Raw genomic sequence first — 20,428 nt, forward strand, 5'->3', positions numbered from 1 at the left:
TTCTCCGACACCGTCGTTCGAGAGGACCCAGCTGCTCATGCTCGACCCCGAACTCCACGCGCCCCCACCGCGCACCTCCGAGGCGCGGCCGATGGGCCGCCGCCGGTTCCTCGGCTTCGTCCTCGCCGCTCCGACCCTCGCCGTCGCCGCGCAGATCGGCGCCGCCGAGCTCGCGCCCGAGCGGGCGGACGCGGCGATCCCGTCCCTGCCGCAGCCCGAGGACATCTTCGACCTCGGCGACCTGCAGAACCTTGCCGCCGCGCCCACCTCGGGCCTGATCACGGTCGGCGTCGGCGCCGACGGGCGCGCGTCGTTCGCGGTGCCGCGCACCGAGGTCGGCCAGGGCATGACCACGGCGGTGGCGATGATGATCGCCGAGGAGCTCGACCTGCCGCTGGACCACGTCGACGTCACCCTCGCCGACGCCCGGCCCGAGCTGCTGATGAACCAGCTCACCGGCGGGTCCAACTCGATGCGCAGCATCTACGTCCCGGTGCGGACCGCCTCGGCGATCGCCCGGCAGCGGCTGCTCGCCGCGGCCGCGGCCAAGTGGGGCGTGCCGGTGTCGCAGCTGACCACGTCCGGCGGCGTCGTCCGGCACTCCAGCGGCAAGCAGGCGGGCTACGGCTCGCTTTCGAAGGCCGCCGCGTCGGCCAAGACCATCAGCGTCGCCGCCACCCTCAAGCCGCAGGGGCAGTTCCGCGTGCTGGGCACGCCGCAGAACCGGCTCGACGCGCTGGCCGCGGTGACCGGCAAGAAGACCTTCACCCTCGACATGGACGTCCCGGACGCCCTGCCGACGATGGTCGCCCGGCCGCCGACGATCAACGGCAAGCCCCGCGCGATCCTCAACGCCGCCGAGGTCAAGGCGATGCCGGGGATCACCGACGTCGCGGCGATCACCTACGGCGTGGCGGTCCGCGGCCGCACGTTCGGCCAGTGCATCGACGCGATCCGCGCGCTGAAGGTCACCTGGAGCGCGGGCACGGTCGACGGCGAGTCCGACGCGACGGTGCTCAAGAAGCTCAAGGCCGCGCAGCTGCCGATGACCGTGCCCGGGTTGCTGGACCAGTACATCGACGCCGAGTTCACCTTCGCCGCCGCCAGCAACAGCCCGCTGGAGACCGGCGCCGCGATCGCCGACGTCCGCGCGGACCGGGCGGAGATCTGGTCGTGCGTGAAGGTGCCGATCGTCGCGCAGGAGGACATCGCCGCCCGGCTGGGCCTGCCGCAGAGCGCGGTCAAGGTGCACGTCACCCAGGGCGGCGGCTCGTTCGGCCGGCACCTGTTCCACGACGCCGCCGCCGAAGCGGCCGAGGCGTCGCAGCGGATGGGCAAGCCGGTCAAGCTGATGTGGTCGCGCACCGACGACTTCCGGCAGGGCCGCATCCACCCGATGTGCGTCTCGCGCGTGCGGGCGACCTACCTGCTCGGCAACGTCATCAGCTTCGAACAGCGGCACACGAGCGTCCAGACGGAGTTCAGCCACGGGCTGGGCGAGATGATCACCGCGACGGCCGCGAAGCTCCCGATCGCCGGCAACCTCAGCTTCGCCGAGTCGATCTTCCTGCTGAGCCAGTCCTCGCCGTACAACTTCGGCGTCACCACCCAGCTGCTCAACGAGATCCCGCTGAAGTTCAACACCGGCAGCATGCGCAACATCTACTCGCCGAACGTCGTGACGGCCGAGGAGCTGGTCGTCGACCAGCTGGCGAAGAAGTTCGGCAAGGACCCGGTCGCGTTCCGCCGCGAGTTCCTCAAGGACGACCGGCTGCGCGCGGTGCTCGACAAGGCCGTGCAGGTCGGGAACTGGGGTCGCGCGCTGCCCGCCGGGGTGGCGCAGGGGATCGCGCTGCACTCGGAGTACCGCGGCGCGGTCGCCGTGCTGGTGGAGATCGACTGCCGGCCCGAGACGGTCAACCGCAAGGTCCGCGACGGCGTGACCGGCCCGCGGGTGTCGAAGGCGACCGTGGTCGTCGACCCCGGGTTCGCGATCAACCCGCGCGGGCTCGAGGCGCAGATGATCGGCGGCCTCAGCGACGGCATCGCGATGTGCCTGACTTCCAGCCTGCACATCAAGGACGGCCTGCCGCTGGAAGGCAGCTGGGACAACTACTTCTACACCCGGGAGTGGAACACCCCGCCCGAGACGCAGGTGGTGATCATGCCGAACACGTCGTCGAACCCCAGCGGCGCCGGCGAACTCGCCGTGGCGCCGTCGTTCGCGGCGGTCGCCTGCGCCTACGCCAGGGCGGTCGGCAAGATGCCGACGTCGTTCCCGATCAACCACGGCACGCTCTCGTTCGAGCCGTTGCCGCTGCAGCCGTCCACACCGCCGTCGCCCACCGACGGCCTCGACCACGCCTACTAGGAGCCCGCCGTGCCGAACCAAACGTTCAAGGTCAACGGCCGCGTGGTCACCGTCGACGCCGATGACGACCTCCGCCTGCTCTGGGTGCTGCGTGACCTGCTCGGGATCACCGGTCCCAAGTACGGCTGCGGGCTCGACGTCTGCAAGGCGTGCACGAGCCACATCAACGGCAAGGCCTTCAACCCGTGCTCGGTCCGCGTCGCCGACATCAAGGACACGGACGAGATCACCACGATCGAAGGCCTGCCCGCGACGGTGGGCAAGGACCTGCACCCGATGCAGGAAGCCTGGCTGCAGCTGGACGTCCCGCAGTGCGGCTACTGCCAGCCGGGCCAGATCATGGCCGCGGTGGCCAAGGTCCGGCAGGCGCGCGAGGCGGGCCGGGACATCACCGACGCCGACCTCGACGAGATCCGCAACATCTGCCGGTGCGGGACCTACGCGCGGATCCGCGACGCGATCAAGGAAGGCGCGAAGGAGATGTGACGCCGCGGGTGAAGGCCGTCGCCGCGACGGCCTTCACGCGCCGGGTCGGTGCCGGCGACGGCGGCGACCGGCGTCGGTGCGTTCCTCGTGCAGTTCCTTCAACGACCGCATCATCGCGTCCTCCTGCTGCATCAGCGGGTCGCGCCGCAGGTCCTGCCACACCGACAGGCACAAGCCGACCATCACGAACAGGAACGGGACCGCGATCAGGATGGTCAGGTTCTGCAGCCCGGTCAACGCCTCGTTGCCGCCGACCAGCAGCATCACCGCTGCCACCGCGCCCATCAGCACGCCCCAGAAGATCACCACGCTCTTGCGCGGGTGCACACTGCCGCGCTGGGACAGCGTGCCCATCACCACCGAGGCCGCGTCCGCGCCCGAGACGAAGAAGATCGAGACCAGCAACATCACCAGCACCGCGATCGGCACGAACCACGGCAACGTCTCCAGCAGCTCGAACGTCGCCGACTGGGCGCTGCCCGCGCCCGCGATGTCCGTGCCCGCGCGCTGCCTGCTGATCGCCGCGCCACCGAAGATCGCGAACCACACCAGGCTCACCACGCTCGGGATCGCGATCACGCCGAAGATGAACTGGCGGATCGTGCGGCCGCGGGAGATCCGGGCGATGAACATGCCCACGAACGGCGTCCACGAAATCCACCACGCCCAGTAGAACACCGTCCAGCCGGACAGCCACGTCTGCATCTGCTCGCCACCGGTCATCCCGGTGCGGCCGGACATCTCCGCGAACTCGCGGAAGTAGTCGCCGATCGCGCCGGGCACGATGTTGAGGATCAGCACCGTCGGCCCGACCACCAGCACGAACACCGCGAGCACCGCCGCCAGCACCATGTTGATGTTGGACAGCCACTGGATGCCCTTCGCCACCCCGGACACCGCCGAGGCGATGAACGCGACGGTGAGGAGCGCGATGATCCCGACCAGCAGGCCCTTGCCCGGGTCGTCGATCCAGCCGACCGCGCCCATGCCGCCGCCGACCTGCAGCGCGCCGAGACCCAGCGAGGCGGCCGAGCCGAACAGCGTGGCGAAGATCGCCATGACGTCGATCGCCTTGCCCAGCGGGCCTTCGCTGCGCCGCTGCCCGAGCAGCGGCGCGAACACCGAGCTGATCAGCTGGCTGCGGCCCTTGCGGAACGTGCTGTAGGCGATCGCGAGCCCGACCACGGCGTAGATCGCCCACGGGTGCACGGTCCAGTGGAACAACGTCGTCGCCATCGCGGTGTGCACGGCTTCGTCGGACCCGGCGGCCGCGGTGCCCGGCGGCGGGCTCGCCAGGTGCGAGACCGGCTCGTACACCCCGAAGAACATCAGCCCGATGCCCATGCCGGCGCTGAACATCATCGCGATCCACGACGACGTCCGGAACTCCGGCAGCTCCTTGTCCTGCCCCAGCGGGATCCGGCCGTACCGGCTGATGGCCAGGCACACCGCGAAGAGGACGAACCCGCTGGCGGTGAGCACGAAAGCCCAGCCGCCGTACGGGATCACGACGTCGTTCAGGACGGCGGAGGCGACGTCGGCGAGGCTCCGCGGCGCGAGCACGCCCCAGCCGATGATCGCGAGCACGAGCACCGCCGCCACCCCGAACACCACGCGGTCGGTGTCGGCGGGCCGGTCGGCCGCGACGTCGAGCGGGACGTGCTCGTCGGGCGGGTGTCCCGGACCCGTGGTGTCCGGGGAGTTGGCGAGATCCGCCACCGCTTCTTCCGCTTGCCTGCCGTCCTGCGAACTCATCGTTCAGCCCGCGCCGCTGTGAGCGCGATCTCCTTTCGCCCGAGTTGACCCTTTTGCACCACCTGCACCCTAACCAGTGCGGGCGTGGACGGCAGCATGCGTCAGGGGTCCTCGGCCGGCCGGACCAGGCCGAGGTCCGCCGAGCGCTTCTCGATCTCGTCGGCCGCCGGGTGCAGGTTGTGCGCGCGGTAGAGCTCGATGGCCTGGTGCCAGGCGTCCCGGGCCCGGTCGCACTCGTCGAGGGCGCGGTGCGCGTCGCCGATCGCCGCGAGCGTGCCCGCTTGGCGGTAGGTGTTGTCCAGGTGCCGCCAGAGGGCGAGCGCCTCCCGCGAGCGGCCGAGCGCGTCACCGTGGTGGCCGGATTCCCGGGCGATCGTGGCGAGGCTGTCGAGTGCGTCGGCTTCGCCGTAGACGTCCTCGCGTTCCCGGCACAGGGCCAGCCCCGCCTCGGCCTGCGCGCGGGCTTCCCGGTGCCGGCCGAGCCGGCTCTGGCAGGCCCCGATCATGCTGAACGCGCGGGCTTCCCACTTCGGGTCGCCGAGGGCGCGGTACAGCTCGAGCGCGCTGGTGGCGTGCCCGAGGGCCCGCTCGTCGTCCTTCTCGTTGATCCAGTGCAGCGCCAGGACGAAGTGGACGCCCGCCTGGCCGAGGGTGTCGCCGATCTCCCCGGTCAGGACCAGCGACCGGTTCAGGTGGTGCAACGCCTCGGCGGGTTTCCCGAACGGGCCGTAGACGAGCCCGAGCCGGCGGTGGGCGCGGGCCCGCACGGCGACGTCGCGCAGGCGTTCGGCCGCGGCGAGGCCGGCCAGCCACGACGTGATGTTGGCCTGCAGGTAGCCGCGGCGGTAGTGGAAGTTGTCGAGCGTCCAGGCCAGCTGCCAGACGCTGGTGTCCCAGCCGGCGTCCTCGGCGGCCTGCCGCGCCGCCAGCACGCACTCGTGGTTGACGTCGAACCAGCTCATCGCGGCCGCGTCGTCGGCCAGCGGGGCCGGGACGCAGCCGGCGGGCGGCTCGCCGACGTCGATCGGCGGGTGCTGCCGGTCGAGCAGGCGGCTGCCCCGGTGGCCGGTGTGCAGGTGGAAGCCGACCAGCCGGCGCAGGGCCGCGCGCCGGGCGGGCTCGGGCTCCTCGGCCAGCGCGGTGGTCCGGGCGTGCTGGCGGACCAGGTCGTGGAAGCGGAACCGGCCGGTGACCGGCTGCTGGAGCAGGTGGTCGTCGACGAGGCTTTCCAGCAGCCGCTCGGCTTCGGCCGCCGTCGTCCCGGCGAGAGCCGCGGCGGCGGGCACGTCGACGTCCGGGCCCGGGTTCAGGCCCAGCAGCCGGAACATGCGCTGCCGCGCGGGATCCAGCTGCCGGTAGGACAACGCGAACGCGGCGGCGACGCTGCGGTCGCCGGCGGAGAGCTCGGCCAGCGGCCGGGTCGCCTGCCGCAGCCGGCCCGCCAGGTGCCGGACTGTCCACACGGGACGGCTCCGCAGCCGCGCCGCCGCGATGCGGATGGCCAGCGGCAGATGCCCGCAGAGCTCGACGACCTCCCGGACGCCGTCGGGGTCGTCGGCGAGCCGGTCGTCGGCGACGATCCCGGTGAACAACGCGATCGCGTCGGCTTCCGGCAGCACGTCCAAGGACAGGACGCGGGCCGGCTCCAGGTCGAGCAGGCGCCGCCGGCTGGTGATCAGCAGCAGGGTGCCCGGGCTGCCCGGCAGCAGCGGCCGCACCTGCGCGGCGTCCGCGGCGTTGTCCAGCACGACGAGCGCCGACCGGCCGGCGAGCTCGGCCCGCCAGAGCGCGGCCCGGGCGTCCGCGTCGTGGGGGATCTTCTCGGCCGGCACGCCCAGCGCGCGCAGCAGGGTGTCCAGCGCGGCCGCCGGGGTGACCGGCGGCTGGCCGGAGGTGTGCCCGTGCAGGTCGAGGAACAGCCGGGCGTCGGGGTAGTCCCCGGCGAGCCGGTGCGCGGCGTGGATGGCCAGGGTCGTCTTCCCGATGCCGGCCATCCCGTCGATCGCTTCGATGACGACGGCCGTGGGCGCGGTGCGCGCGACACCGGCGCGGACGGCCAGCAACCGCGCGAGTTCGGCTTCGCGGCCGGCGAAGTCGGCGATGTCACCGGGAAGGTCGTTGCGGACCGCGGTCGCGGTAGCGCGTTCCGCGACGGGGTGGGCCGGTCCGGAACCGGCGGGCAACAGCCGCGGGTCGTTGTCGAGCACCCGGCGGTGAATCTCCGTCAGGCGCGGCGAAGGGTCCAATCCGAACTCTTCGACGAGAACGGCGCGGGCGCGCGTGAACGCGTCGAGCGCGTCCGCCTGGCGGCCCGCGCGGTACAGCGCTGTCATCAGCTGGCCCCACAGCCGCTCGTGCCCGGGGTGCTGCTCGCTCAACGCGGTCAGCTCGCCGATCAGCGCTTCACCGGCGCCGCTGGCGAGATCGGCGTCGACCCGGTCCTCGATGGCGCCGAGCCGGAGTCCGTGCAGCCGCCGCGTTTCCGCCAGCAGCGCCGGGATGCCGGCGAAGTCCTCGTACGCGTCACCGCGCCACAAAGCCAAGGCGCGTGACAACTTCGCCGACGCTGTCACCGGATCTGCCGCGGTTTCCCGGGCATCGGCGACGAGCCGTTCGAACTCGCGCGAGTCGAGCACGTCGGGGGACAATCGCAGGGCGTAGCCGGTCGCGTGCGTGACGAGCAGGTCGGGGGCGCCCAGCGCGGTGGCGACGGGCGCCAGCGAGCGGCGCACGCGGGACATGTAGGTCCGCACCGTCCGGTGGGTGTCGGGCGGGGCGTCCATGCCCCACAACGCATCCGCCAAGGCACTGACGGCGGTGACCCGGCCGCCGTGGGCGACCAGGAGCGCGAGCAGGGTGCGGATGCGCGGGCCGCCCAGCTCGAGCGGCCGGTCGTGCACGCGGACCTCGAACGGGCCGAGCACGCGGAACTCCGGCCGGTGGCCCGGATCGTCCATTCCCACCTCGCACAAGTGGACGGTGCCCCGCGGCTGGATACGGGTCCGTTCGGCCCAATTCGCCGACCGGTCTGTCGACGGACTGTCGACGGATCGTCGACGAGGCTTGGCACGGTAGCCCCATGGACGTCGCCAGTGAGATCGTGGTGCGGCTCGCCGATCCGGCGGCCCGCGCTTCAGTGCTGACCGCCGAGGCGCTGCTCGCGATCGCGGCGGTGGCCTACGAGCTCGACCCGGCCGTGGTGACCGACCCGGTGACGGCGACGTTCGACCGGGTCGACCTCGCGGTGCCGCTCGACTCCCGGGTGTCGGCCATGGCCCAGTTCCGCCGGACCGGGGAGCCGGTGCCGTGGGAGGTCGCCGCGTCCTGGGACACCGGGCTGGCGCCGGCCGCCGCGGCCGACGCGGTGTGGACCGGCGCCGTCGTGGTGCGGACGGCGGTCCTGACCGACACCATCGTGGCCGTCACGGCCGGACAGTCCGGTGTGGACAGTCCGGTCGCGCTCGACGCCACCCTGCGGATGAGCCCGCCGGAGCAGGACCCGCCCCCGGCGCCGGTCTCGCTGCCCGTGCTCGTGGCGTTCCTCGCCGCGGGTGCGGACACCAGTCCCCGCGACCTGTTGCGGGCGACGCCGGCGGCCCGGCTCGGGGCGGCCCGGTACGCCGTCGAGCCCGTGCCGGCCGGGGCGCCGGCCCGGCGGTTCGACCGGCTCGTCTGCTGGGCGCTGCCCGGCACGACGTTCGACGACCCGGCCTGGCCGGGAGCCCAGAGCGACACGACGCCGGAGCAGCGGCGCGCGGACCGGTTGCGGGCCGCGCGGAGCTGGCTTGCCGGCCAAGGCGTCGCCGTGATCACCACCGCGGAGCCCACATGACGACCAAGTCCCGCGTCCGACGCGCAACGCCGACGGCAGAACCACCTATGGAGATCGGTATGGCCACGCTCGTGCAACCGGCATTTCCCTTCGTCGACGTCATCATCGACACCAGCGCGCTCGTCCCGGCGGCCCAACGCTCGCCGGGCGTGGTCGCCGTCGTCGGCAACGCCGACGGCGCCGCCGCGCCCGCGTCGACGCCGCTGGTGGTCACCAGTCACGCCGACGTCATCGGCCTGTTCGGCAAGAACAACGCGGCGACGGCGCTGAGCCGCAGCCTCGACCTGGTCCTCGCCCAGGACCCGCGGCCGAGCAAGGTCTACGGCGTCCGCACGCCGGCCGCGGGCAACTACGCCGCCGCGCTCGCCGGGCTCGAGGCCGCCGACGACGTCACCTTCGTCTGCCTGGCCGGGGAGACGGCGGTGGGCGCGGCCACCAACGGCGGCACGCCCGCGACCGGGCTGCGCGCGCTGGCCGAGCACGTGGAAACCATGTCGGCGGCGGGGAACCGGCGGATGGCGGTCGCGATGATCGACCCCGCCATCGCGCGGACCGCGACCTATGTGGACACCGTGCTCGCGAGCGGCTCCTACGGCGCCTTGAAGAGCGCGACCGGCCGGATGATCCTCGTCGCCGCGCGGGGCGCGACCACCGACGAGACGGCGAGCCCGAACCCCGTCGCCGACGCGGCCGCCGCCGTGATGGGGGCGATCGCCGGGCACACGCCGGCCACCAGCGTCGTGCTCAAGCAGGTCCGCGGCTTCACCGTCCCGATCGGACAGCAGTACGTGCCCGCGGAGGTCACCGGGCTGGCCGGGCAGGGCGTCATCCCGCTGATCGACCCGGCACTCGTGCCCGGCACCGGGCTGTTCCTGGGCGACGGCGGCACGTTCTCCACCGACCCGGCCCGCAACTACGTCGACATCTGCCGGGTGCTCGACGACATCGAGTTCCGATTGCGGGCCGGGCTGATCGGCACGGTGGGCGACGCCCGGATCACCAAGGCCGGGCTCACGTCGGTGCGGGTCCGGGTGGAGGGGATCCTCGGCCCGCTGCAGCTCGGCGCGGTGATCGACGACTTCGCCGTCACCATCCCGCTGCTGGCGATCCTCGCGCTGCCGGAAAGCGCCCGCAGCGCCGCCGAGCAGGCCCAAGTGGTCACCGCCCGCCAGACCCGGCAGGTGTCCGTCCTCATCAGCGTCACGTACGGGCCCGCGGTGCACCGGCTCAACGTGACCCTCGCCCCCCAGTTCTGAGTACCGCGCACTGACCAGGAGCCACGATGTCGAGTCCCGAAACCAGCTGGAACACCCGCCTCGCCGTGCACTACACCGACGACCGGGGCGCCGACCACGAGATCTCGCCGATCCAGTCGTTCACCCCGACGTTCGCCACCACGGCCGAGCCGCTGCACAGCATCGAACGCACGCACGTAGGCGTGGTGACCCAGCCGTACTCCCTGACGTTTTCCCTGACGGTCAACGCGATCGGGCCGGCCACCGCGCAGCTGACCGCGCTGGCGCTGAACGCGACCGAGTTCAGCATCTCGGTGCAGGAGCGCTCCGGCGACGACTGGTCGTTCTCCACGATCGTGCTCAGCCGGTGCGTCATCACGAGCGCCTCGCCGACGGCCGCCACGGTGACGGGCGCGCCCCAGGCGACGTTCTCCGGTTTCTCCATGCACGTCGACGCCACCGACGCCGGTGGCGCCAAGACGTCCGGCCCGCTGCAGTCCGCGCTCTAGAGGAGAACCCCGGTGCTCGACGAACTGGCCCCCGACGACGGGAGCGGTGTCATCCTGCCGTCCGAGGGGGACGGCTCCGGGACGGGGGAGCTCGTGTTCCAGTTCCCGGTGGAGATCGAGGTGCGCCTGGTGGCGCCGCACGACCCGGACGAGCTGGTGACCACGGCGCTGGACCGGCTGACCGCGGCGTTGCAGGGGCTCACATGACCGCCGTGCGCGTGCCGGTGCGGATCCGGCTGGACCTGACCGGGGACCCGGCCGACAGCCACGTCCTCGACGTGGTGCGCCGGGCGGCGGTCGAGGCCGCGTCCCGGGTCGCCGACCGGGCCGGGCGTGCCTACGCGCTCGACGGTGCCACCTTCTCCGACCAGGCACCGGACGTCAGCGTGCGGTTCGCCGGCGACGCCGTGCCGGCGTGGGCCGCCGCCCACCTGGAAGCCACCGCGCACGCGGCGGTCCGGACCGTGACGGCGGCCCTGCGCCCGGCCCCGGCGCCCGCGTCGGCGCCGGGTCCCACGACCTTCCGGTTCCGGCGGTTCGCCACCACCTTCGAGGTGCTCGACGCGCTCGACGCCTATTACGGCGGCGCGGCACGCCCACCGCGGGTGCTCGTGGTCGTCGCGAACTCCGGTGGCGCGCCCCTGATGCTGGCGGTCGTCCTCGGCCCGGACGGGACGGCCGGTGTCGAGTGGGGGATCCTGCTCAACCGGTTCGTCCTGCCGGCCGACGGCCGGGACGCGGAGTCGGTGCCCGGCTACGCCGTGGGGCCGGCGGACTCGTTCCACCTCGTGGCCGAACCCGCGACCGACGACGCCTTCCGGGTGGAGCTGGCCGCGGCCCTGGTGCGGATCTGGCGGGCCACCGGCTCGGCCGAACCCGAGTCCCGCCTCGCCGAGCGGGCGGCGGCCCGGGCCAAGCGCTTCCGGCTCAAGGGCGCGCTCTACGAGTTCCGGTCCGGGGGAGTCCCGGTGGCGTGGTTCGCCGGGCGGGCCGGGCTCGCCGACCGCGACGGGCTGCCGCTGCTCGTGCTCACCGAGGAGGTGGCCGCCCAGCCGGGCGCCGACCGGTACGGCAAGGACTGCCCGCCGCTGCGCTACGACCCGGACGCCGCCGACGACGCCGACCCGGACCGGCCCTTCCTGCACGAGCTGGAGGTGTCCGATTGGGACGGCGAGGACTTCGGCGACCTGATCGACTCGATCGCCGCCGAGCTGGGCGTGCCGAAGCCGCGGTTCATCGGGTCGTTCGTCTTCGCCGCGCTCGACGTCATCACGCGGCGCAGCGAAAGCCTGGGCCGGCTGCCGGCCACCGAAGCCCGCCAGGAAGTGCTCGGCCACCTCGTGCGGGCCCTGGAAGCGGTCAACGTCCTGCTGTTCGCCTACACCAAGGCGGTACTGGCCCGGGACAAGGCGAAGAAGCTGCCCTGCCCGCTGGCGGGGCAGGCCGGGGACTGGGCGGGCTACCTGCACCGCGACTACTTCCCGCGGCGCCGCAAGGTGGTCGCGTCGCTGTTCGTCGCCGCCTGCCAGGACGCCCTGCTGGAGGTCCTGGAGAAGAGCGCGGCCGACATCGCCCACCGGCGGGCCACGACCGACTGGCTGCGCGGCACCCGGGTCGTCCTGACGGTCCTGCTCGCCGACCTGCCCGAGCTGACCGACATGCTCGGCAAGCTGCGCCGGGCCAAGCAGCTCAACGACAGCACGGTCCGGTTCACCCCCGAGCCGGGGCGCAACCACCAGTCGGTCGACGGCGTCGAGGTCGTCCGCACCCCGGTCTTCCCCGGCCGGGACGTGCCCGGCCGCGACCCGTTCCGCACCGGCTACCGGATCAAGGACGCCCAGGGCCGGTGGCACACGCTCGCCGAGGTCGAGGCCACGGTGAAGACCCTGCGGTCCACGGCGCAGCTCACCGATCCCTTCCTGGAGAAGCTGGCCGACGTCGGCTCGGTGGTGCGCCGGCTGCGGGTCGCGCAGCAGCTGGACGCGGTGGGCGCGGAGACCGCCGGACGGGTGGTGACCGACGCCGTCGACCGTGAGTTCTTCGCCGTGCTGGAGGAGATCGCGAAGACCAACGAGGAGAAGACGCAGGAGGCCCGCGACGACCGCATGGTCGCCTACGGCCTGGCGACCTTCGAACCGGACGCGGCCAACGACGTCCACGCCAAGCTGACCGGCGTGCACCAGCTGGCCGACAAGCGGCTGCGGGCGATGTTCACCCGGAACAACGCCGGGGCGTCGATCTTCGGTGACGAGCACATCTACGTCGAAGGGCTCGCCGCCCTGGCCGGGCACGAGATCGCGAAGGCCCGGTTCCGGGAGTTCTTCGAGCTGGCCGGGATCACCCTGCTGGCCGTGTTCTTCCCCGAGGCGGCGTTCGTCATCGGGTTGTTCCAGGCCGCGGAAGGCATCCACACCGCGCACGAGCACGCCGATCTCCAGCGGTCGCTGCTCGGCGGCGATGACATCCTTTCCCGCGCGCAGGTCGAGGCCGAGCTGGCCGGGGCGTGGGTGCAGGGTTTCCTGGCCATCGCGCCGGAGCTGCCCGCCGTGGTGCGCGACGGGATCGCCGGGGTGCGGGCGCTGGCCAAGGGCGAGCTGACCGAGGCCACCTCCGCGGCCCTGCGCCGCAAGCTGCTCGAGGTGTCCGGGCACCTGGCGACGATCACCGCCGAGCACTTCGCCGCGAGCTTCCTCACCCAGCTCGCCGCGGGCTACGTGCTGAACCTGGCCCTGTCCGAAGTGATCAGCGAGGTCGCCGCCGCGGTGGCGGCCGACTACCGGACCGACGGCACGATCCCGGGCGTCGAGATCACCGCGTACGCCATGCGGACGCTGGCCGCCGCGGTGACCGCGAGCTCCGGAGCGGGATCGTGACCGGCCGCGCCCGGCTCGTCATCGACCCCGCGGCCGCGGCGCGGGTGAGCGCGCAGGTGCGGCGCTTCCCGGCGCTGCGGGACGCGGTCGAGAACATCTCCAAGGCGGCCGGGATCCCCGAAAAGCTGGTCGGTGAGCACCTCGACCGGTCGGTGCTGCGGGCGCTGGAGAACCTCGGCGAGCAGTACGTGACCGAGATGGGCGCGGCCGTCGAGAAGATGGGCCGGCTGCGCGAAGAAGTCGACGGCTACTACCGGAAGGCCTTCGGCCGGAAGCTGAAGACCGAAGAGCTGGCCGGCCTGAAGTCGGCGCTGGAGCGGTTGCGTGACACCAGCCTCGAGCTGGTGTCGCCGGAGGCTTGGGCCCAGCAGCGGTTGCGGAGCCACCCCGAAGGGCCCGGCAGCACGGCGCAGGCCGGGCAGGCGCCGGTGGTCCAGGTGCGGGACCCGATCGAGGGCGTCGACACCTTCGACGTCGACGCGCGCCGCCCCGCGGGGGAGCCCGTGGTGCGCCCGGCCACGCCGCGCTGGGCGACGCGACGCTCGGCCCAGCGGATCGACGCGCTGCCCGAACAGCTGCGCGTCGCCCTCCGGCGCGCCCGCTTCCTCCGGGCGTCCACTGTGGACGCCGCGCTCGAGGGCCGGCCCGGGGCGACGATCCGGATGCTGGAGGAGCTGCGCGACGTCCTGCGGCCGCAGGAGCTGGCCCAGGTCACGGAGGCGGTCGGGATGGTCCGCACGCCGGACGCGCAGTACGCGCTCGGCGGCGGCCTGCGGGGCACCCGCCCGCCGGATCCCCACGTGCAGGCGATGTACCACGTGCTGCCGCTCGCCGAGCGGACGGTGCTCGACCGGGTGGCGGCCGTCGATCCCGAGTTCGTGCGGGCCATGGCGCTCGGCGAGGACCGGCCCGGTCAGGCCCAGGGCACGCGGGTGCCGTGGCGCGAGCGGGAGATGGACGCCTTCACCGCCGAACACGGTCTCGGCGCGGGGGAGCGAGCCGACCTCGAACGCGCGCTCATCGCGCTGAACCGGGCCCGGGAGACGGAACGCCGCGCGGTCGAAGCCGGCGTCGGCGAGTCGGCCGAAGCCCGCTCGCGCGCCAAGCAGCTCGACCGGCAGGTCGCGACGCTCGGCCTGCCCCCGACCGGGCGGATCGCCGAAGCACTGCGGGGTTCCGCGCTGCTGCGCGACTTCGGCACCCGCAACCCCGATCACCTGCTCGAGCTCGCCGGTGCGTGGCTGGAGAAGGCGGACCGCGACACCCGCGCGGGCGAGCCGCTGGTCCCGCTGGAGGTCTACGTCCGCGACGTGATCATGAGCAAGCACGTCCGCGGCATGGGTGGCGAGTTCGGCGCGGTCTTCCAGCTGGGCAAGGACGTCCTGGTGCTCAAGGCCCCGGACATCGGGGTCACCGTGGGCGGCACGGACTTCATCGTGCTGGTGACGCGCGAAGGCACGGCCAAGGGGGAAATCTGGCTCTGCGACAACAAGACGCTGTCGCAGGCGGGGCTCGGCGAGGTGAGCAGCCTCGTGGAAAAGGGCGGGAAGAACCTGGGCAAGGACGTCGCCGCGCTGGCGAAGCGCGTCGAGGACCTGCCCCACCCCCTGACGAAGCTGGACACCTTGGCGCTGGAGGCCGCCGACCGCCTGCGCCGGGCGAACGAAGAGGTCGGGCCGATCCTGGCGCCGTTGTCGGACAAGGAGATCGCCGCGCCCGACGTCCAGGCCAGGGTGGCCGCGATCCTCGACCGCCCGGACATCGGCGTCCGCCGGGTCATCACGAACGCCGGCGGCGAGCTGGCCTACCTGCAACAACGCCTGCTGGACATGAAGGTCGACCTGGCCGACCTGCGCTCGAGCTTCGCCGAGATCGTGGCGGGCCTGCGGAAGCCGGGCACCGGGGCCACCGGGAGAGGAACACGATGAGCTTCTTCGAACCGTACTTGCACACGCCCAGCGCCGTGCTGTCCGACGGCATCGTGCCGGTGCCGCTGTGGGCGGTGACCCAGCTGTCCATCGACTCGACGTACTTCGTGCCGCAGGTCGGCGGGACCCGGCGGCGGGTCGCGGTGGTCAGCCACGACGACTCGCTGTCGCTGAGCGCCGTCCTGATCGGACCGTTGCGCTTCACGTGGAAGGTCGCGCTGGAGAACCTCGCCGAGTCGAGCCGGCAGGGCACCGCGCTGTCGCGGGTCACCGGCGGCACGCAGAGCGGCCTGGTGCTGATCACCACCGCCACCATCCGGACGGACCTCGCGGTGCAGTCGCTGACCTTCGCGCAGAGCGCGCAGCGGCGCGACACGCTCGACGTCGCGATCCGCCTGCTGCACCTGCCACGCCCGGGCAGCCTCGCGAAGCTGCTCGACGTCTCGTCGATCGGCGTCGGCGCGTTGACCGACGCCCTGCCGGTCTGAGGGGAACGACCATGCCCAGGACACTGCCCGCCCTGATCAGCCGCCCGCTGCCGCCCACCGCGCCGCCGCCGGCCGACCCCGCCGAGCAAGTGCTGCAGCAGGAGCTGACCGCCGGGCTGCCCGCGCGGATCGACCTCGACGCCGCCCGCGCTCTCGTGCTGGCGGTGCCGCTCGGGGTGGCTCGCGCGGTGCTCGCCGCGGACCCGTCGACGGTGGTCTTCAGCACCGCGGATCCCGGCGACAGCACGGCTTTCCGGGACGACGGCGCCGCGTGGCCCCGGCTCACGCTGGTGGTGGCCGGGGCGATCGGGACGACGGTGCCGGTGGTGGCCGGCGTGCCCGTCCGCCTGGCCGGCTCGCCGGGGACCGCGGCGGTCGAGGTCATCGTCGACGAGCTCGTGCTCACCGCGGGCACACTGCGCAGTCCCGGCCGGTTCGCCAGCCGGCTTTCGCTGCGCTGGACGGACCTCACGCTCGGGCGCGACGACGGCCCGCCCCACCCGCTGGGCGACCCGGGCGTGCCGGTGCTGCTGTCGCAGCTGTCGGAGGAGATGTGATGGCCGGCTTCCGCGGGTTCACGTTCACCACCGGCCACGAGGTCGTCCCCGGCACCGTGCCCGCGTGGGCGCTGGTGTTCCGCGAAGGCGTCCACGACAGCGAGCTGTGCACCATCGGCAGCGACGCCTACGTCGGTTCGGTGAGCGCTTCGCTGCCGGTCGGCCTGACCGGCGGCAGCTACGAGATCGTCGTCGAGGGGATGACGGCGGAGGACTACCGCAAGATCAGCCTGCCGGCCGGCACCCCGCTCGACGCCTCACTCCACCTGTGGTGGAAGGACGCCCCGACCGGCGTGCTCGGCGGCCTCGCGAAGTTCACCGGGCTGGACAACCCGCTTTCGGCGACGACGCCGGAGCCGCCGAAGGGCAGCCTCGTCGCCGAGCTCCGGGTCGACCGGCTGTCGCGGCGCCCGGGCTCCCGGCGGATGGACGTGGTCGTGAAGGGCCGCGAGCGGGTCGTGGCGCGGCTGGCCGAGCACCACGTGGAAGGCCGCTGCTTCGGCGCGCCCAAGCCGGCGCCCGGCGGGGCGGATCCGGGGTCGAAACCCGGTGACCAGGGGAAGAACGGCCTGGAGGTGGCGGTCGGGAAGATCGCCGAGGGGATCGTGTCCGTGCGCGGCTACGAGCTGCGGGCAGCGCAACCCACACCGGACGTCCGCAACTACGCGGCCGTCCCGGCGGGCACCGCGCTCGAGGCCTTGCACGAGCTGAGCACCCAGGCGCAGGCGGCGCTCGGGCTCTACAGCCAGGAGATCGCCGTGATCCGCGACGGGATCCTGCACCTGGGCGAGTGGACCAAGAGCGGCACGATCCCGCGGCTGGACGTCGACCGGCCGATGGACGACGAGAGCGGCCTGCTCGCGCTCGAGCGCGGCGCCGACCTGCCGCGGGACGCGCGGCTCCCGCCCGGGTTGTTCGGCCCCCGGCCGCCGCGGCGCACGGTCGCGGTGACCGCACTGGGCCGCCCGGACCTCAAACCGGGGGACCGGATCTCCCCGGTGCTGCCGCCGGAGGACTTCGAAGTCACCGAGCCGCCGAGCATCGGCGCGACGCTGCTCACGACGCTGCCGAACCTGCCGGTCGGCGTCGCCGACCCCGACGCCGACGCGTCGGTGTGCCGGATCATCGAGGTGCGGCACGAGATCTCGCGGGAGAAGGGGTTCCTCACGACGATCCGCGCGGTCGTCCTCGCGAGCGAGGAAGACGACGGGTGGGATCACGTCACGCCCGGCACGGCGAAGGAGGCGAAGCGGGCGCGGCAGGCCGGCGTGCCGTTCGCCGACAGCGCGCACGGCGCGGCGAGCACCATCGGCAACGTCGTCGCGGACCTGACCGGCCGGGTGTTCGGCGCGACCCGGTCGCGGCCCGCGGTGGTCCACGACCACGCCGTGTCCCCGGACACGCCCCGCCACACCAGCGAGGTCTGGCACTCCGACGCCGCGCCGGACGGCCTCCCGGGGGCGGCGCAGCGCACGAAGATCACCGCCGACGCGCACGCGGAGCTGACCCAGGTGCCCTACGTGACGCCGTTCGCGTGGGGCAGCTACGGCCTCGTCCTGCCGCGCTACCCCGGCACCCGGGTGGTGCTGGCGAACGTCGGCGGCAGCTCGGCCGACTTCGTCGACGTCGGCGCGTTGTGGCCGCAGGACGCCGGCCCGCAGGCGCGGCCGGGGGACTACTGGCTGGCCCTGCCGGTCGAGGTCGACGAGCGGGAACACCTGCGGGACCCGGACCGGCAGACGCCGAACGACGGTCCCGCCACCCACGACCTCGTCGACGGGGACGGCACCCGCGTCATCGAGACCGCGCGGTTCGTGCTGCGGGTCACCGACCAGCTCACCCAGGTCCCGGGCCGGCCGGTTCCCGACGACGACCTCGGCGCCGGCACCGTCCTGATCGAGAGCCGGGCCGGCGACGGCGCCGCGCGGATCGTGCTGAAGGGCGACGGCAGCGTCTCGATCACCGCGAAGTCGATCACCTTCGAGGCCGAGGACACGATCAACCTCGCCGCCAAGGACGTCCGGGTGCAGCTCGACGGCGGCACGATGGACGTGAGCTGATGGCCGCGCCGGTCACGACCAAGGGCTCGTTCGGCTGCCGGCACGACGGCACCGCGTCGCCGACGGCGAGCGACCCGCGGCTCACCATCGGCGGCGAGCAGGTCGTGCTCTTCGAGAGCGTCACGGCCTTCGGCCCGTACGACAAGTGCGGTGCGCCGAACCCGCCCGGGGTCTGCGTCGCGACCGCGGTCCTCCTGCCGAACCCGGGACGGTCGAGGCTCCTGACGGTGGGGACCAGCCCCGTCCTGCTCGACTCCGTCCAAGCCACTTCCACCCCCGCGGCCGTACCGCTGAAGTCGGTCGCCGCCGGGAACTCCGTGCTCACCGCATCGTGAAGGAGCTCCGATGACCGCTTTGCCCCCGCCCCCGACGCCACCGGGCGCCGTGCCGGGCGACGACTCCGCCGCCCGCCGCCGCGCGCTGCTCGGCGTCGGCGTGCGCGCCGACCTCGTCGACCCCGCCGACACCGCGCGCGACCTCGTGCTGCGCGCCACGGGATCCGGCGTCGACCTCGACCTCGTGGACGGCGTGGACGCGCTCTGCCAGGACCTCGCGGTCGGGCTGACCACCCTGCGCGGCAGCGACCCGTTCAACCTGCGCTTCGGATTCCTGGGCCTGACACCGATGGTGGAGCAGACGTCCCCGGTGCTCGCGCGGGAAGGCCTGCGCAGCGCGGTGGTGGAGATGGTGGCCGCCGACCCGCGGGTGCGCCGGGTGGTCGACCTGTCCGCGCCGTCGCCCACCGGTGACGTCGCGTCCCGCCGGCTCGACGTCACCGTCTCGTTCGAGGCGGTCAGCGGCGATCCGGCCACTTTGGACACCGGCGGCCTCGCCTCCGGCACCCCGTTCGGGGAGGTGGCCCCGTGAGCGACGAGACCAGCATCGACCTGACCGACGTCCTGGCCGTCGACGAGACTGTCACCCGCTCCACCGGCAGCGCCGGCTTCGGCGTGACCGACGCGGGATTCCTGCCCAAGCCGTTCACCCGCCTGCTGGCCGAGAAGATCGCGCTGGCCCAGCAGCTGATCGACCCGGCGATCGACCTCTCCAGCGGCAGCGTGGTGCGCAAGCTGCTGGAGGTCACCGCCCTGGAGGACGCGCGGACGTGGGCGGCGCTGGCCGCTGAGTACGACGACAGCTTCGTCAGCACGGCCCGGGGGCAGGCGCTGTCCGACCTCGGCGAGGAGCTCGGGATCGCCCGGCCGTTCCTCACCGCGACCGGGGCCGTCACGCTGACGCTCGCGAAAGCGCTGCCGTCGAGCGTGCCGGAACTGGTGCTGCCACGCGGTTCCCGGCTGGCCACGCCGGGCGGGCACCGCGTCGCGCTCGCGGCCGCGGTGCGGTTCACCCCCGGGGTGACGTCCGCGGTCGTGCCGGTGACGAGCTTCGACCCGGGTCCCGTCGGCAACCTGGACCCGGCCGTGACCGGCACCGGCGGCACGCACCCGCAGCGGATCGACCGGTGGGAGATCGCCGACACCAAGCTGGAAGCGATGATCGACGCCGACGTCGCGGCCGGCTTCCTCGCCACCGCTTCGTCGATCGGCCAGGGACTCGTGCGCGTGCAGCACACGCAGGCGCTCACCGGCGGCAACGCGCAGTTCGACGACGACCGCTACCGGGCGCTGCTGCTGGCCGCGCCGCGGTCGCTGTGGACGGCCGACTCGATCGCCGCCACGGTCGCGCTGGTGCCCGGCGTGCGGCAGGTCGTCGTGCGCGACGGCTGGGGCGGGCTCGACCTGTCCCAGTCGATCTTCGGCCAGTTCGCGTTCTTCGAGCGGCTGTTCGCGGCCGACCGGGACATGTCGTCGCCGTTCTTCGTCACCGTGCTCGTCGCGCCCACCGAGGCCGCGGTCTGGGACGGCGCGGCCGGCCTGCGCGCGGCCGTGCAGCAGGCGATCCGCGACGTCCGGCCGGTCGGGATCTTCCCGGACGTGGTGCGGGCCGAGCAGGTGTTCTTCACCGTCGAGGCCGACATCGTGACCTCGGGCCTGGCCTTGCCGTCCGGGTCGGTCGCCGGCCGCAACCTCAGCCCCGCCGCGCTCGCGCTCAAGCAGCGGCTGGCGGCCCGGCTGCGCGGGGTCGTCGACGGGCTGACGCTGGCGGAACCGGTGCGGGCCGCCGCGTTGTCGGCGGCGATGATGGCCGAGCCCGGCGTCGTCGACGTCAGCGGGCTGCACCTGATGCGGTTCCCGTTCGCGGTCGACGACGTCGGGTCGGGCGGGGAGAGCGACACCTCGCCGGACGTGCTCGACCTGGACGAGAACCTGATCGTCGGCGCCGACCAGATCGCGGTCTTCGTCGAGTCGCCCGGCCGGCTGACGGTGCGGTGAG

General features: G+C 73.3%; 16 protein-coding genes. 14 read left to right on the forward strand and 2 right to left on the reverse strand.

Features of this window, described 5'->3' with window-relative positions; translation table 11 throughout:
* Positions 1 to 37 precede the first annotated feature (37 nt).
* Both M8542_RS19680 and M8542_RS19685 read left to right on the forward strand, forming a co-directional pair.
* Positions 38 to 2,371, forward strand: coding sequence for a molybdopterin cofactor-binding domain-containing protein (locus M8542_RS19680; protein ID WP_257921661.1), 2,334 nt, complete (start codon positions 38 to 40; stop codon positions 2,369 to 2,371).
* A gap of 9 nt (positions 2,372 to 2,380) precedes the next feature.
* Entirely contained in the window at positions 2,381 to 2,857 is a 477-nt protein-coding gene (locus M8542_RS19685; protein ID WP_257921662.1) for a (2Fe-2S)-binding protein, read from the forward strand.
* 33 nt (positions 2,858 to 2,890) lie between these two features.
* Here M8542_RS19685 and M8542_RS19690 read toward each other — a convergent pair whose 3' ends face one another.
* Both M8542_RS19690 and M8542_RS19695 read right to left on the reverse strand, forming a co-directional pair.
* Entirely contained in the window at positions 2,891 to 4,612 is a 1,722-nt protein-coding gene (locus tag M8542_RS19690) for a BCCT family transporter (RefSeq protein WP_257921663.1), read from the reverse strand.
* A 101-nt stretch (positions 4,613 to 4,713) separates the two neighbouring features.
* The gene (locus M8542_RS19695) at positions 4,714 to 7,569 is read right to left on the reverse strand and encodes an AfsR/SARP family transcriptional regulator (RefSeq protein WP_257921664.1); all 2,856 of its coding nucleotides are present in this window, start codon (positions 7,567 to 7,569) and stop codon (positions 4,714 to 4,716) included.
* Positions 7,570 to 7,691: 122 nt separating this feature from the next.
* Here M8542_RS19695 and M8542_RS19700 point away from each other — a divergent pair, with 122 nt between their 5' ends.
* Genes M8542_RS19700 through M8542_RS19755 form a run of 12 tightly spaced genes read left to right on the forward strand, consistent with a single transcriptional unit; the run spans position 7,692 to position 20,427 of the window.
* Positions 7,692 to 8,444, forward strand: coding sequence for a hypothetical protein (locus tag M8542_RS19700; RefSeq protein ID WP_257921665.1), 753 nt, complete (start codon positions 7,692 to 7,694; stop codon positions 8,442 to 8,444).
* 59 nt (positions 8,445 to 8,503) lie between these two features.
* Positions 8,504 to 9,700: a hypothetical protein gene (locus M8542_RS19705; RefSeq protein WP_257921666.1), complete on the forward strand. Its 1,197-nt coding sequence runs from the start codon at positions 8,504 to 8,506 to the stop codon at positions 9,698 to 9,700.
* A gap of 26 nt (positions 9,701 to 9,726) precedes the next feature.
* Positions 9,727 to 10,188: a hypothetical protein gene (locus tag M8542_RS19710; protein WP_257921667.1), complete on the forward strand. Its 462-nt coding sequence runs from the start codon at positions 9,727 to 9,729 to the stop codon at positions 10,186 to 10,188.
* Positions 10,189 to 10,200: 12 nt separating this feature from the next.
* Positions 10,201 to 10,395, forward strand: coding sequence for a hypothetical protein (locus tag M8542_RS19715; protein WP_257921668.1), 195 nt, complete (start codon positions 10,201 to 10,203; stop codon positions 10,393 to 10,395).
* On the forward strand, positions 10,392 to 13,061 hold the full coding sequence (locus tag M8542_RS19720; RefSeq protein WP_257921669.1) for a hypothetical protein: 2,670 nt from the start codon (positions 10,392 to 10,394) through the stop codon (positions 13,059 to 13,061). Before M8542_RS19715 ends, M8542_RS19720 begins: the two co-directional genes overlap by 4 nt.
* Entirely contained in the window at positions 13,058 to 14,989 is a 1,932-nt protein-coding gene (locus M8542_RS19725) for a hypothetical protein (protein WP_257921670.1), read from the forward strand. Before M8542_RS19720 ends, M8542_RS19725 begins: the two co-directional genes overlap by 4 nt.
* A complete protein-coding gene (locus M8542_RS19730; protein WP_257921671.1) occupies positions 14,986 to 15,477 on the forward strand; it encodes a hypothetical protein in 492 nt (163 codons plus the stop codon). The genes M8542_RS19725 and M8542_RS19730 overlap by 4 nt, the downstream gene beginning before the upstream one ends.
* Positions 15,478 to 15,488: 11 nt before the next feature.
* Positions 15,489 to 16,034, forward strand: a complete 546-nt coding sequence (locus tag M8542_RS19735) for a hypothetical protein (RefSeq protein WP_257921672.1) — start codon at positions 15,489 to 15,491, stop codon at positions 16,032 to 16,034.
* Positions 16,034 to 18,094, forward strand: a complete 2,061-nt coding sequence (locus M8542_RS19740; protein WP_257921673.1) for a hypothetical protein — start codon at positions 16,034 to 16,036, stop codon at positions 18,092 to 18,094. The genes M8542_RS19735 and M8542_RS19740 overlap by 1 nt, the downstream gene beginning before the upstream one ends.
* On the forward strand, positions 18,094 to 18,429 hold the full coding sequence (locus tag M8542_RS19745) for a hypothetical protein (RefSeq protein WP_257921674.1): 336 nt from the start codon (positions 18,094 to 18,096) through the stop codon (positions 18,427 to 18,429). Before M8542_RS19740 ends, M8542_RS19745 begins: the two co-directional genes overlap by 1 nt.
* A 10-nt stretch (positions 18,430 to 18,439) precedes the next feature.
* Positions 18,440 to 18,961 (forward strand): hypothetical protein, encoded by a 522-nt coding sequence (locus tag M8542_RS19750; protein ID WP_257921675.1) that lies wholly within the window; start codon positions 18,440 to 18,442, stop codon positions 18,959 to 18,961.
* Positions 18,958 to 20,427, forward strand: a complete 1,470-nt coding sequence (locus M8542_RS19755; protein ID WP_257921676.1) for a baseplate J/gp47 family protein — start codon at positions 18,958 to 18,960, stop codon at positions 20,425 to 20,427. Before M8542_RS19750 ends, M8542_RS19755 begins: the two co-directional genes overlap by 4 nt.
* The last annotated feature ends 1 nt before the right edge of the window (position 20,428 follow it).

Origin of the sequence: Amycolatopsis iheyensis (genome assembly GCF_024703995.1) — a bacterium.
GTDB lineage: Bacteria > Actinomycetota > Actinomycetes > Mycobacteriales > Pseudonocardiaceae > Amycolatopsis > Amycolatopsis iheyensis.

What these genes read in the sequence shown, in the direction of transcription:
- M8542_RS19730 (WP_257921671.1), top strand. Translation starts at nt 14,986, where the DNA reads ATGAGCTTCTTCGAACCGTACTTGCACACGCCCAGCGCCGTGCTGTCC.
- M8542_RS19695 (WP_257921664.1), bottom strand. Translation starts at nt 7,569, where the DNA reads ATGGACGATCCGGGCCACCGGCCGGAGTTCCGCGTGCTCGGCCCGTTC.
- M8542_RS19750 (WP_257921675.1), top strand. Translation starts at nt 18,440, where the DNA reads ATGACCGCTTTGCCCCCGCCCCCGACGCCACCGGGCGCCGTGCCGGGC.
- M8542_RS19710 (WP_257921667.1), top strand. Translation starts at nt 9,727, where the DNA reads ATGTCGAGTCCCGAAACCAGCTGGAACACCCGCCTCGCCGTGCACTAC.
- M8542_RS19745 (WP_257921674.1), top strand. Translation starts at nt 18,094, where the DNA reads ATGGCCGCGCCGGTCACGACCAAGGGCTCGTTCGGCTGCCGGCACGAC.
- M8542_RS19720 (WP_257921669.1), top strand. Translation starts at nt 10,392, where the DNA reads ATGACCGCCGTGCGCGTGCCGGTGCGGATCCGGCTGGACCTGACCGGG.
- M8542_RS19680 (WP_257921661.1), top strand. Translation starts at nt 38, where the DNA reads ATGCTCGACCCCGAACTCCACGCGCCCCCACCGCGCACCTCCGAGGCG.
- M8542_RS19700 (WP_257921665.1), top strand. Translation starts at nt 7,692, where the DNA reads ATGGACGTCGCCAGTGAGATCGTGGTGCGGCTCGCCGATCCGGCGGCC.
- M8542_RS19705 (WP_257921666.1), top strand. Translation starts at nt 8,504, where the DNA reads ATGGCCACGCTCGTGCAACCGGCATTTCCCTTCGTCGACGTCATCATC.
- M8542_RS19735 (WP_257921672.1), top strand. Translation starts at nt 15,489, where the DNA reads ATGCCCAGGACACTGCCCGCCCTGATCAGCCGCCCGCTGCCGCCCACC.
- M8542_RS19740 (WP_257921673.1), top strand. Translation starts at nt 16,034, where the DNA reads ATGGCCGGCTTCCGCGGGTTCACGTTCACCACCGGCCACGAGGTCGTC.
- M8542_RS19690 (WP_257921663.1), bottom strand. Translation starts at nt 4,612, where the DNA reads ATGAGTTCGCAGGACGGCAGGCAAGCGGAAGAAGCGGTGGCGGATCTC.